This is a genomic window from Segetibacter koreensis DSM 18137, assembly GCF_000374045.1.
Classification (GTDB): domain Bacteria; phylum Bacteroidota; class Bacteroidia; order Chitinophagales; family Chitinophagaceae; genus Segetibacter; species Segetibacter koreensis.
The window spans coordinates 75,894-89,457 of sequence record NZ_KB893322.1 but is presented as its reverse complement, the minus strand read 5'-3'; the positions used below and the strand labels follow the sequence as shown (position 1 = coordinate 89,457).

Here is a 13,564-nt window from a genome sequence, read left to right as displayed (position 1 = left end):
CCCAAATACATTCGAAAAGGATATTTCAAACTTGCGCCAATATTCAGGCATTTATATTAAGCGTAATACATATATAAAGAAGACTTTAAGTAAGATCTCTGGCATAATCCTTGCTGTTCGCCAAACTCATTCTTCTTGAAAAAAAGATTATCCAATACTCTGAAATACTTTAAGAATTTCCGTCTTATTCTATTTCATATGAGAATAAAAAATAGGACTAGGCAGCAATACATATAGGCCCTGTTCTCTGTTGTTCTTCTTTTGTCTTTTGCAAAAGAACAAATCCGTAATAGCTATGAAGACAAGACAAAATGTAGAAATGCAAAAATTATATAGGATAAAAAATGAAATCGGTTCGTTTAGAATTAAATATATAATGGTCGTTATGGGTAAATAAGATCGAAGAATAACTGCATTTCTTTTTTATAATGATTACAATTATTGTAACGCTTTCTACTCTTTCGATAAGAAAGAAGAAGCTTGTATAAGTGCTTTACCTAATTGTGATAAACATAAATTCCGCTAACCTTGAAAGTGACACATTCCCCCGGTGCCCTAGCAAATTTTATTTCTGACAGAGTATATATAAAAGGGAAGTTTTTATACTCCAGAAACAAAAAGATGTATATTAAGGGTGTTACCTACGGTACGTTTAAACCATCAAATGGTACTCAATATCCTGAATTAGCTGTTATAAAAAAGGATTTTGAAATGATGGCTGCAAATGGTATCAATTGCGTACGTACGTATACAGTTCCTCCTTTGTACCTGCTCGATTTAGCTTCCGTCTACAACTTGAAAGTAATGGTGGGGCTGCCGTGGGAACAACACATTACTTTTTTAGACGATCAAACAAATAAAAAAGATATAGTTAGAAGAGTTCAGGAAGGGGTAAAGGATTGCAAAAAACATTCAGCTATTTTATGTTACGCCATAGGTAATGAAATTCCGGCTTCTATTGTACGGTGGTACGGAAAGGCAAAAATAGAAGCATTTTTAAAAGAATTGTATAACGCAGCAAAAGAGGCTGATCCGCAAGGATTAGTAACTTATGTTAATTATCCTACCACAGAGTATCTCAATTTATCGTTCCTCGATTTTGATTGCTTCAACGTATATCTTGAAACACCTGAAAAGCTTAGTAGCTATATTTCGCGTCTGCACAACTTATGTGGAGAGCGCCCTCTTGTTTTAGCGGAAATTGGTTTAGACAGTTTGCGAAACGGAGACGAAAAGCAGGCAGAGGTAATGAATTGGCAAATAAAAACCGTTTTTGGTAAAGGATGTGCCGGAATGTTTGTTTTTGCGTGGACAGATGAATGGTGGCGTGGGGGGTTCGAAATAGAAGACTGGAATTTTGGCTTGGTTGACCGGCAAAGAACTCCAAAGCCCGCATTGTCAGCTGTCATAAATTCCATGCAGGCAATTCCTTTATCAAATCAAAAAAATCTTCCGTTTTTTTCGATCGTCGTATGTTCTTATAACGGTTCTGCAACTATCAAAGACACTTTGGAAGGACTGATGAAACTGCAATATGGGAATTATGAGGTTATTGTGGTTGATGATGGATCAAAAGATGATACAGCAAATATTGTAAGAAGGTATCCTGTTAAACTTATTTCTACTAGAAACAAAGGTTTAAGTAGTGCACGCAATACAGGGATGTATAATGCAAAGGGAGACATTATTGCTTATATAGATGATGATGCTTATCCTGATCCTCACTGGTTACAATACCTCGCCTATACTTATATTAATAGCAATCATGTGGCTGTTGGTGGACCAAATATCATTCCTGCAGAAGATGGTTATATAGCCACTTGTGTAGCCAACGCCCCCGGAGGTCCTGTTCACGTACTAGCTACCGATGAAATTGCAGAACATATTCCGGGATGTAATTTTTCGGTAAGAAAAAATGTTTTAGTACAGGTAGGAGGGTTCGATCCTGTTTACACATCTGCAGGAGATGACGTAGATGTTTGCTGGCGAATACAGGAGGCTGGCTATACGATCGGCTTTCATCCGTCGGCTTTAGTTTGGCATCACCGTCGTAATTCGTTAAAAGCATACTGGAAACAACAAAAGGGATATGGAAAAGCAGAAGCGCTGCTTGAGCGTAAATGGCCTCAAAAGTATAACGCTTTTGGTCATTTAGAGTGGGCAGGAAGAATTTATGGAAATGGATTTACAATACCTATAAAAACAAAAAAAGATAAAATTTTCCATGGAACATGGGGAAGTGCATTATTTCAATCTGTTTATGAACCTGCGGAAGGATTTTCGAAATCGATTCCTTTAATGCCCGAATGGTATTTATTTTCTATCTTTTTTGGTTTCATGGCTTGCCTCGGTTTTTTATGGAAACCCTTATTACTTGTATGGCCTGTTTTTATTGTTTCTATAACCGTTATTATTATCCAGGCAATCATTAGTGCATCAAAAAATTCTTCACTTACCAAGGTGCAGCATACAAGCTGGAAATACAGGCCTTTAATCATTCTCCTACACATCATTCAACCTTTGGCAAGATTAAAAGGAAGAATTACTCATGGTTTGACTCCATGGAGAATGAGAGCTGCAAATGGCAATATGAGTAATTTAACTTTTTTCAGGCCCCGGTTATTAACGCATTGGTCTGAAGGCAACTGGAAAGGTTCTGAAACATGGCTAGAAGAAATTGAACAAAATCTTATTGCATTGCAGGCAAGAGTAAAGAGGGGTGGTGATTTTGACAGGTGGGATATTCAAACCAGGAACGGATTTTTTTCAACAGCCAAAGGGGTTCTTACTATTGAAGAACATGGAGCACAAAAGCAATACCTCAAATTCAGATATTGGGTTAATTATTCTAAAACCGGCATATCTCTTATAATTCTATCAGCACTTATTGCTGTATTCGCAGCTTTAGACCATAGCTGGGTTGTAAGTTTTATTATAGCAGGATTAACAATAGGATTAATTGGTAAGTACGTATTTGATTGTGCCAGCGTAGCAAACTGTTTGATAAAAGGGTTCACTAATTTATCTAAAGAACCAACGAAAACAGGTGAATTAAAATTCATAGACGTAGCAGACCCTAACGAAGTCGAAAACGCTTCATATGTATTACGAAAAGAGGGTGCTCCAAAAGTTTTAAAGCAGCAGGCAAGTAAAATTTAATAAGGGAAACAGAAAGTAAAACAGTTACATGAGTAAAACGCACGTTCTCCTTAGATTAATAAGGTTTACAGCTAATTATAAGAGCAAAATTTTCTTATTGATTTGTTTGGGCTTTTTAAGTGTCGGCTTTGAAGTTCTAAAACCATTGCCCATAAAGTATATTATTGACAATGTTCTTTCCAATCATCCTTTGCCCGCAGGTTTGCAATCTTTTTTTAGAAAATTTGGTCATGTTCCGGACAGCAAAGGATTACTTGTAATTTTTGTAATTGCTTCCGTTTTTATGGTTGTAAGCACTTCTGTTGTATCATTTATATCCTCAAACGTCACAACAAAAGTTTGTCAGCGGTTAGTTTATGATTTTTCTTCTGCATTGTTTGATAAAATGCAAAAGCTGTCTCTTGCTTTTTATTCAAAAAATAATGTAGGAGACCTTATGCAAAGACTTTCAGGAGATACTTACGTTATATACTCTATAGTTGGCGGAATACTCTTACCAACATTGCTTTCAGTAGCTTCACTAGGATCTATGTTTTATGTAATGTATAATATAAATCACAGCCTTGCGTTGCTCGCTATTTCGGTTGTTCCTGTTTTTGTCATCGTATTGTTTGCATTTAATAAACCGATGACAAACTCTACCACTTACCAATACGAAGTTTCAGGTAAACTATGGTCATTTATACAGCAAAGTTTAACCTCTGTTAAAATAATACAGGCATACTCAAGGGAAAATTTCACGAGGGATAAATTCAGGGATCAAAGCCTGGAGTTCAATGAAGCATCTGTTAACTCTACTAACATCTCAATGGTGTATAACACGCTTCTTGCAGTTGTTTCCGGGGTAGCTACTGCAGCAATAGTTGGTATTGGTGCATATAAAGGTTTAACTGGCGTCATTACAACTGGCGAACTATTTCTTTTTATAAGTTATATAGGAGCTTTATTTGGCCCAGTTAGCGCACTGGCAGGTATTGTTGCAGCATCTTTTACCATAACTGCAAGGGCAAAGCGCATCTTTGAGATATTGGACTCGGAAGAAGTAGTACATGAAAAACCGGGTGCAATGGAATTATCAGATATTCAAGGTCATGTAGAGTTAAAAAATGTATTTTTTGGTTATGGGAAAAAAGATGAGGCTACTACCATTCTTAAAGATTTTAACCTTCAGGTGGAAGCCGGAAAAATTGTTGCGATAGTAGGGCCCACGGGAGCTGGAAAAACATCGATGATCTCGTTACTGTTACGTTTTTATGATACATGGGAAGGAGAAGTTTTAATTGACGGTAAAAATGTAAAAGATGTTACACTTAAATCCTTAAGAAACAACATATCGCTTGTACTGCAGGACTCATTTATTTTTCCAATATCAATCGCAGACAACATTGCTTTTGGAAATCCTGGTTCTTCAAGAGATGAAATAATTTCTGCCGCTAAAGCAGCCCAGGCTCATGATTTTATTATGAGGCTTCCAAATGGTTACGACACAATAGCGAGCGAAGGTGGTGTATCGTTGTCAGGTGGAGAAAAACAAAGAATATCATTGGCTCGTGCATTTTTAAGAAATACGCCGATATTAATTCTTGATGAACCAACTTCTGCACTCGATGTACAAACAGAGGCGAAAATTTTTAAATCGTTAGCTGCATATTCCGCAGGACGAACAGTATTTATTATTTCACATAGATTATCAACTATCAGGCATGCAGATATGATCATATCTATTAAAGATGGAAAAATAGCAGAAAAAGGAACCCACGAAAGTTTATTAAAAGAGGATAAGGTATATGCGGAATTGCATAAGTTTCAGCATGTAGCATCGTAACATTAAAAGTCTTAAATCGTCAAGAGCCTTTATTGGCCATTCCTGGTATAGATAAAAGAAGAAAGATTTGAATTATTTATTTAATTATTATGGCTAATACATCATACGAACTATTTCAACAACTGAAGCCCGGAGAGCCTCTAAAAGGTGATTGGTGTAATTTCCCAATTCCAGCAAATATTGAGGTTGGAGAAAATTCTGTAATTGACTCTTCCTCTTGTTTTAAAAAATTCTTTTCTAAACTTCCGGTAGGATTAAAACTAGGTAGTAACATAACATTACAAAGCCCTGCTCTTGCAACGGAAGAAAATGGATATATTGAAATTGGCGACTTTAGCTTTATTTCTGGTGCCTGTATCGCGGCTTACAAAAAAATAATAATTGGAAAACATGTATTTATTGCAGGCGGTGTAACAATTGTTGATACTGACTTTCATCCCCTTGATCCTGCTGCAAGAATAGCTGACACCATTGCAATTTCAACAGTAGGAAATAAGTGCTTAAGGCCAATGTTTGATGCTGCACCGGTAATAATAGAAGATGAAGTATGGATCGGGTTTAATGCCACTATTTTAAAAGGCGTTACAATTGGAAAAGGTTCAATAATTCAGCCAGGTGCTGTTGTTTTAAAAAGTGTTCCTGCCGGAGTCATTGTTTCAGGTAATCCTGCAAAAATCGAATCAATTGAATATGCATAAACACCTTGCACAAAATATTGTTGAAAATACTTCAGGTGAACTCTTTATCGAAGGAGATTGGTATCCAAATCCTTTACCAAAAAATATTTTTCTGGATGAAATGGCTTACCCGGATACTTCCTATTCTTTCACGACCTTTTTTTCTGAAAAGACTGTCGGGCTTTCGTTAGGATATGCCAGCGGAAATTATGGACATGGAATATTTACAACAGGAAAAGACGGTGAAATTAAAATTGGAAAGTTTGTTGTTCTTCAATGCGTCCGGCTTATAAGCAACCTTTCTATAACTATAAAAGATCATTGCATGTTTTCCTGGGGATCGGTTATAACCGATAGTTGGATAACGGCTGAAACTTTATCGCCAGTAGTCAGAAGACTTATGCTAGAAAGAGTTTCACGTTCTGGCAACCGACATCTCGAGTTTACAGATCCCAAACCCGTGGTAATAGAGGAAAATGTGTGGGTAGGTTTTGAAGCAATTATTTTACCGGGAGTGACTATAGGAAGAGGTGCCGTAATTGGTTCAAAAACGATCATATCTGAAGATGTTCCTCCCTATGCTGTGGTTGTTGGCAACCCTGGCAAAATAGTTAAATTCTTAGAAGCTACAGATACACCGGAAAGCAAGCAAAAAGCAATTAAGGAAATTATAAACTGAGCATAGCGAAATATAGTTGAAACGTAAATAGTGTTTAAAAATGGAAAAATTAAAAATAGTTGTTGGTGGATTTATTGGGTTGTTTCCAACCGGCGGTGCCACATGGGATTATCTTCAGTACCCTCTTGGATTAAAACTGCTCGGTCATGATGTGTACTACGTAGAAGATACTATGCTTTATCCTGTATATCAAAGCGTTGGTGAAAAATGGGACGATTGTTCTTTTGGAGTAGCCTATTTAAAAAAAGCTATGGAGGAAGTTGGTTTGGAGAACAAGTGGGCCTATCGGGATGTAGCATCTGGAAAAATATTCGGGATGTCGGAAGCAAAATTTAAAAGTGTATGCGAATCAGCGGATGTATTTATAAACGTTTCATCATCTACTTTTCTGCGAGACGAATATATTAAAATCCCTAATAAGATATTGATTGATACAGATCCTATGTTTACCCAATATCAATACTTTTTAAAGCAGGAAGCAGGGGGCGCAGAAGCTCAGGACGCTACAACTTACATGAAGGCTCATGATCTTTTTTTCACTTTTGGTTTAAATATAGGACAGCACGACTGCCGTATACCTCAATTTGATTTTAAATGGATGACAACAAAAAAACCAATTTGCCTTTCATTTTGGGATCAGCCTTTTTCTAATAAGACAAAATACGGATTTACGTCCATTATGAACTGGACAGAAAGACCCGATTTTAATTATGAGAATGAGACCTGGGGGCAAAAAAATAAAGAATTTAAGAAGTTTTTTGACCTTCCTGCCCGATCAGAAGAGAAATTCGAAATAATAATTAACAGGCCAAAGGATCCGGAAACAGCTAAATCAATGGACTATTTAACTAAATGTGGCTGGAACATTTTAAGCCCGGATAATTTGATTGCTGATAAAGAAAATTATAAAAATTTTGTTCAATCATCTTTTGCTGAATTTTCTGTAACAAAAGAAACTTACATTAAGTCAGGAAGCGGCTGGTTCTCAGGAAGATCAGCTGTTTATTTAGCTTCCGGGAAACCCGTTCTTACCCAGGATACGCAATGGTCCAAGTATATTCCTTCCGGAGAAGGATTATTAGCTATTAGTGATCTGGAAACTGCTGAAGAAGCAGTAAAGGAAGTGGTTGGCAATTACAAGCGCCACTCGCAGGCTGCAAAGGCAATTGCCGATGATTATTTCGATAGTGATAAAATATTATCTGATATATTAAAAAATATATAGCTGAAAAATCAGATTAAGTAAGTCGATCATTTTTACCTCTCTCCACTTTCATATACGATGGCTACAATTATTCTTGGTACATACATGGTTCGTTATCCTCTTGGCGGCAATCTTTCATGGGCTCTTCAATACCTCGTTGGGTTTAAGGAACTTGGCCATGATGTTTATTTCGTTGAAAAATATGTTCATTCAGATTCTTGCTATGATCCTCAAAAGCAAGTTCTAAGCAACGAATGTTCTTATGGGGTTAAAGTCGTAGCAGATTTACTGGCCCGGTATGGATTAGAAGATAAATGGTGTTTTGTTGAGCATGGCGAGATATATCATGGTTTATCTAAGAAAAAGATAAATGATGTTTTTCGACGAGCTGATCTCTACATCGAACATGGCGCCCACGATGCATGGAATGAGGAGTCCTTATCTGCAACTATGCGGGTATATATAGAAACCGATCCTGCATATTCCCAGATCAGGTTTGATTATGCTTCTGTTCACGGTCTTCCATTTCCTGACTTTGATCGTTATTACACCAACGGTTTTAATGTCGGCAAGCCGGGTAATATTATACCAACCGCCGGCATCAATTGGGGATATATTTTCAATCCTGTTAACCCCGGTTTATTCAACCGCACAGATCCTCCCGTAAATGCACCTTATTCTACTATTATGAATTGGAAGTCTTATGAAAGTGTAGAATATAGAGGTGTTACCTATGGGCAGAAAGATGTAGAATTTGAAAAATTTATCTCACTGCCCCAGTTAGTGAATGTGCCTGTAGAGGTGGCAGTTTCTGGTTTACATGATACTAAAGAACAGGAATTGCGCGAAAAAGGGTGGACAATAAACAACGCGCAGAAAGTAACTTTTTCCTTCAATTCTTTCAGGAATTATCTGTCTCATTGCAAAGGCGAATTTAGCGTTTGCAAAAACATGTATACAGCAACTCATTCGGGGTGGTTTAGTGATAAAAGTGCGGCTTATATGGCCAGTGGAAGACCAGTGGTAGTGCAAGACACAGGGTTTAGTGAATACCTTCCGACAGGTGAAGGACTTTTTTCGGTCACCGATGTAAATGAGGCAAAAAATGCCATAGAAATCATTGAAAGTAATTATCAGTTTCACTGTAAAAAAGCATGGGAAATAGCTTGCGAATACCTTGACGCCAAAAATGTTTTAAGAAAGTTTTTAAACGAATTAGGATTTTGAAACCTATTGTACTACAAGCTGGACCACAATTTCCTCTTTTATGTTTAAAAGGGAAAGCAGGATTACCTGCATAAATAAAATTAATTTTTAAAAATTAAAGAATGCAAGAGCAATTTAAAGGCAGAACATCCTTTTCCCAGGAGGGAGAAGATGTTCTTTTGGAAAGAATTCTTGGCGATATTGATTATAACGGATCTTTTGTAGATATAGGTGCTCACCACCCTGTGCGATTTTCTAATACTTATAAGTTTTACCAGGCAGGCTGGAGGGGTATTAATATTGAAGCTACACCTGGAAGCAGTAAAATTTTTAACGAAGTACGTCCCTTAGATATCAATGTTGAAATACCTGTTTCTGATAAAGAAGAAGAGTTAACATTTTACGTATTTAATAACCCGGAGTTAAATACGTTTTCCGAAGAGCATGCTTTGCACTGGCATGGCCGGGGCGACAATAAAATAATAGACAGGGTAAAGCTGAAAACGGCTACGATAGATTCGATTTTGAAAGAGCATGGTCAGCAGAAAAAAAATTTTGATTTTCTATCAATTGATGTTGAAGGACTCGATCTAAGAATATTAAAAACACTTGACTTTAACGAGTACTCCTTCAATTTTATAATTGTAGAAGACTCCACTGAAATGTCAGATATAAATGATGGAGAACTGCATGAGTTTCTGGTCAGTAAAGGCTATAAGTTGCTTTCAAAGTTATTTTATTCCAGTATCTATTATTTAGATTATTCAAGCAAGGATGGCAAAAGGATTTTTGATCAATTAGGTATGAATATTCCTCCTGAACTACTTAACAGAAGCCCCTATGTTAGTCGCATGATTCAATCTGCTGGTGAGATCAAAGGGCTTGTTCCGCAAAATGAAAGTTTTATTTTTATTGATGCCAATCAATTACAGGTATCAGGAGAATTTGCAGGGCGAGCTGCTATCCCTTTTCTTGAGAAAAACGGACTTTACTGGGGTCCTCCGGCTGATGATGCTACTGCCATCCAGGAGATTCAGCGCCAGCAAAAAAAAGGAGTTGCTTTTATCATCTTTGCCTGGCCCGGGTTCTGGTTATTTGATTATTATAAAGGCATGCACGATTATATTAGATCAAACTCAAGGTGCTTATTGCAAAATGACAGGATTATTATCTTCAATTTCATAAAAGCGGAATAATAGTAAAATCAATAGTTTAGGCATAAAGCATAAATATGCCGTGAAAAACATGAGCAAAAATAACCTGGTAAGCATTATAGTTAATAATTACAACTACGGTAGATTCTTGAGGCATGCGATCGATAGTGCGATAAAACAGAAATATTCCAATGTAGAAGTTATTGTTGTTGATGATGGCTCAACGGATGAGTCTGCAGCCATCATAGCTGAATACGGCAATAAAATAATTGCTATATCAAAAGAAAATGGAGGCCAGGCTTCAGCATTTAATGCTGGTTTTGAGGCGAGCCATGGGGAGATCGTTATTTTTTTGGATTCTGATGACATATTACTACCAACAGCAGCTACTAAAGTGGTAGCGTTATTTGAAGATTCTAACGTTTCTAAAGTACATTGGCCGCTGTGGGAAATTAATGAGGTTGGTCAAAAAAAAGGAGGAATGTTTCCACAGGTTACTCTGTGCGAGGGAGATTTACTGGAAGAAATGGCTAAGTATGGGCCCAATGGTTATACCAGTTCCCCCACTTCGGGAAACGCATGGTCAAGAAAATTTCTTGAACAGGTATTGCCAGTGCCTGCGGACTCTTTTAAAATATCTGCTGACAGCTATTTATTTATGTTAGCTCCCCTGTTTGGGTTGGTTAGGCTTATTAAAGAGCCTCAAAGCTTTTATCGTATACATAGTAAGAATAATTATAAAGGCAACACGTTGAAGGAGGAAACACTGGTATCTATAATATCGCAATACGATACCTCCTGCCTTATTCTGAAAAGCTTTTTAGATAGTCTTGCAATTAGCGCCGACACCCGAAGCTGGAAAGATAATTCCTGGTTTTATAAACTTCGTAATGCTGTAAATGACATCAAAAACGTTATTCCTGCGGACAAAACTTTCATTCTTGTTGACGAAGATCAGTGGGAGGCAGCAGGAGAGGTGGCGGGCAGAAAGTCAATTCCTTTTGTAGAGCATGATGGCACGTATTGGGGTCCGCCGGGTGATGACGCAATTGCAATAAGAGAAATTGAACGTCAACAAAATAACGGTGCTTCTTTTATAGTCTTTGCATGGCCTGCTTTCTGGCTACTTAGCTATTATTCACAGATGGACTATTACTTGCATTCTAATTATACTTGTATAATGCGAAACGAAAATGTAATCGTTTTTGATTTAGATACAAACGCTTCAGCAAAACCTGAAAGAGTAAGCGTAAGTGCGAATAATAATTTTAGGGCTCCTAATTACTATTAAATTCCAAATTCGTTGCTTATTTTGTTTTCAAAACATTTTTTACTGACCTGTCTAGCTGGTTATCGAAATCAACTTGTTAATTAGGGAGTTTGAAGATGCTAAGTTTATATTCTTACAAAAAGTATTACCTATGAAAAAAGAGTCACTTCTTATCGCCATCCTCATTATCACCTTTCAGTTTACACAAGCTCAAACCATTGAAAAAGTTGCAAATGGTATCTGGAAAATAACGTATGGTACTCCTGAACATCATTTACCTACCGAATTTAAAAATCCTACTGCCTTTTCGGGGCTCAACAAAATGCCGGCGATACATGTCGCTCCTGTTGATGTAAAAACTATTCATTTTAAACAAATGTCAAAAGGAGTTTTGGCCGAAATGAAAGTAGACACATCAGAAAGGTTTTATGGCTTTGGGTTGCAAACCAACACATTTGACCAGACAGGCATGCGACGAGAAATTCGTACTAACAGTTGGACAGTAGGCAATATTGGTTTTGGTCATGCACCCATGCCTTTTTATATTTCTACTAAAGGCTATGGCGTTCTCGTTAACTCATCAAGGTACGTTACTTTTTATGTTGCTTCTAAGGGCAAGCTCGATGAACGGGTTCGTAATAAAAAAGAAAACCAAAAAGAACAAAAAGTAGTGCTGAATACAGTACAGCTATATGGTAAGGCAGTAACCCCATCAAATGAGGTAAGTATACAGGTAGAGGGCACAAAAGGAATTGAAATATATGTATTCGCCGGCCCGGAAATGCTGCAGGTCATGCAACGGTACAACCTTTTTTCAGGTGGAGGCGGCATTCCACCGATGTGGGGATTGGGTTTTAAATACAGGGGAAAAGCTACTTTTACTGATAAACAAATACAAGAAACAGGACAGTATTTTCGTAATCACCATATTCCCTGCGATATGATTGGACTGGAGCCAGGCTGGCAAACAGCTTCTTACTCCTGTTCATTTGCATGGAACCCTAAAAACTTCCCCAATCCCTCTTCCTTCATTGACAGCATGAACAAAAATGGCTTCAAGCTAAACCTGTGGGAGCACGCTTACACACATCCTACTTCTCCCATCTTCCAAAAGATTGCTCCTTATTCAGCTAATTATACTGTTTGGGGCGGCGCTGTGCCTGATTTTATTTCTGCCGGAGGGCGAAAAGTTTTTGGGGACTACCACGAAAATAATTTTGTAAAAAAAGGTATTGCAGCTTTTAAGCTCGATGAATGTGATGCTGCAGATTATACCAAGGCCGACAGAGAATGGAGTTTTCCTGACATTGCAACTTTTCCTTCCGGGCTGGATGGTGAACAAATGCGGCAATTGTATGGTTTGTTATACCAAAAAACAATGCTTAACCTATACCATAAAAACAACATTCGCACCATGTTTGATGTCAGAGCTTCGCACCTGTTTGCTGCGCCTTACACTTCTGCCTTGTACTCCGATATGTATAGTCATGCTGATTTTGTAAGAATGATTGTTAATTCAGGATTTTCTGGCGTTAACTGGTCACCAGAGCTAAGAGAAACATCTAACGATGCTGAGTTGGTAAGACGGCTACAAACAATTACTATGTCTGCTCACATGGTTGCAAATTGCTGGTACCTGAGCCAGCCGCCGTGGTTGCAGTACAATATCGACAAAAACAATAATAACGAATTGCTTCCAAATTATAAGGTCCTCGAGCAGAAAGCAAAAAAACTGATCGAATTAAGAATGAGTCTCCTGCCTTATTTATATAGTGCATTTGCGAAATATCATTTTGATGGCACACCTCCATTCCGCGCATTGATCATCGATTATCCTACTGACAAAAACACCTGGAAAATAGATGATGAGTACATGATGGGCGAGAGTTTGCTTTGCGCTCCTTTCTTAGACAGTTCCTCAGAAAGAACTGTTTATCTTCCTGCCGGAAACTGGTACGATTATAATACGAACAAAAAGTACGAAGGCGGCAAAGAGTATTCTATCTCTATGACCCTGGATCAAATTCCAATGTTTGTAAAAGACAATACTTTGCTGCCACTCGCCCAACCGGTTGAGTATGTAACACCTTCTACTGTTTTCAATATCTCTTGTAAGGTTTATGGCAACCCTGCGACTGCAGTAAAACTTTTTGAAGACAACAGCAGTAATTTTAACTTCGAAAAGGGACAGTACAACTGGCTCAGCTTATCATGGAAAGGTAATAACGGAAACGCATTACGAACCGGTAATTTTAAACAACAGGTTTATAAGATTATAGATTGGAAGAAGATTGCACAGTAAGCATCTTTTGCATTTCCAATTAATTAATATTTCTCAATCAACAAATATAATTCCCTGCGGATTTATCATTTTATTGTTGAAAGGATCC

At 37.5% G+C, this 13,564-nt stretch carries 9 protein-coding genes; all 9 read left to right on the top strand.

Going from position 1 to position 13,564, the window contains the following annotated elements:
* Nucleotides 1–534: 534 nt before the first annotated feature.
* Complete coding sequence (locus B154_RS0109425) at nt 535–3,159, top strand: glycosyltransferase (protein WP_281166856.1); 2,625 nt, start codon at nt 535–537, stop codon at nt 3,157–3,159.
* Between the two features lie 28 nt (nt 3,160–3,187).
* Nucleotides 3,188–4,984, top strand: a complete 1,797-nt coding sequence (locus B154_RS0109420; protein ID WP_033411456.1) for an ABC transporter ATP-binding protein — start codon at nt 3,188–3,190, stop codon at nt 4,982–4,984.
* Nucleotides 4,985–5,073: 89 nt separating this feature from the next.
* On the top strand, nt 5,074–5,682 hold the full coding sequence (locus tag B154_RS33590) for an acyltransferase (RefSeq protein ID WP_018613722.1): 609 nt from the start codon (nt 5,074–5,076) through the stop codon (nt 5,680–5,682).
* On the top strand, nt 5,675–6,340 hold the full coding sequence (locus B154_RS0109410; protein WP_018613720.1) for an acyltransferase: 666 nt from the start codon (nt 5,675–5,677) through the stop codon (nt 6,338–6,340). The genes B154_RS33590 and B154_RS0109410 overlap by 8 nt, the downstream gene beginning before the upstream one ends.
* A gap of 40 nt (nt 6,341–6,380) precedes the next feature.
* Entirely contained in the window at nt 6,381–7,565 is a 1,185-nt protein-coding gene (locus B154_RS0109405) for a hypothetical protein (protein WP_018613719.1), read from the top strand.
* A 57-nt stretch (nt 7,566–7,622) separates the two neighbouring features.
* A complete protein-coding gene (locus B154_RS0109400; protein WP_018613717.1) occupies nt 7,623–8,771 on the top strand; it encodes a glycosyltransferase in 1,149 nt (382 codons plus the stop codon).
* Between the two features lie 101 nt (nt 8,772–8,872).
* Nucleotides 8,873–9,946, top strand: a complete 1,074-nt coding sequence (locus tag B154_RS30645) for an FkbM family methyltransferase (protein WP_018613715.1) — start codon at nt 8,873–8,875, stop codon at nt 9,944–9,946.
* A 49-nt stretch (nt 9,947–9,995) separates the two neighbouring features.
* Nucleotides 9,996–11,195: a glycosyltransferase family 2 protein gene (locus B154_RS30640; RefSeq protein WP_018613714.1), complete on the top strand. Its 1,200-nt coding sequence runs from the start codon at nt 9,996–9,998 to the stop codon at nt 11,193–11,195.
* Between the two features lie 130 nt (nt 11,196–11,325).
* Entirely contained in the window at nt 11,326–13,476 is a 2,151-nt protein-coding gene (locus B154_RS0109385; protein ID WP_018613713.1) for a glycoside hydrolase family 31 protein, read from the top strand.
* Nucleotides 13,477–13,564: the final 88 nt, after the last annotated feature.

Bases quoted from the DNA above. Each gene is read 5' to 3' on its own strand.
- B154_RS0109420 (WP_033411456.1), top strand. From the start codon at position 3,188: ATGAGTAAAACGCACGTTCTCCTTAGATTAATAAGGTTTACAGCTAAT.
- B154_RS30645 (WP_018613715.1), top strand. From the start codon at position 8,873: ATGCAAGAGCAATTTAAAGGCAGAACATCCTTTTCCCAGGAGGGAGAA.
- B154_RS0109405 (WP_018613719.1), top strand. From the start codon at position 6,381: ATGGAAAAATTAAAAATAGTTGTTGGTGGATTTATTGGGTTGTTTCCA.
- B154_RS30640 (WP_018613714.1), top strand. From the start codon at position 9,996: ATGAGCAAAAATAACCTGGTAAGCATTATAGTTAATAATTACAACTAC.
- B154_RS0109410 (WP_018613720.1), top strand. From the start codon at position 5,675: ATGCATAAACACCTTGCACAAAATATTGTTGAAAATACTTCAGGTGAA.
- B154_RS0109385 (WP_018613713.1), top strand. From the start codon at position 11,326: ATGAAAAAAGAGTCACTTCTTATCGCCATCCTCATTATCACCTTTCAG.
- B154_RS33590 (WP_018613722.1), top strand. From the start codon at position 5,074: ATGGCTAATACATCATACGAACTATTTCAACAACTGAAGCCCGGAGAG.
- B154_RS0109400 (WP_018613717.1), top strand. From the start codon at position 7,623: ATGGCTACAATTATTCTTGGTACATACATGGTTCGTTATCCTCTTGGC.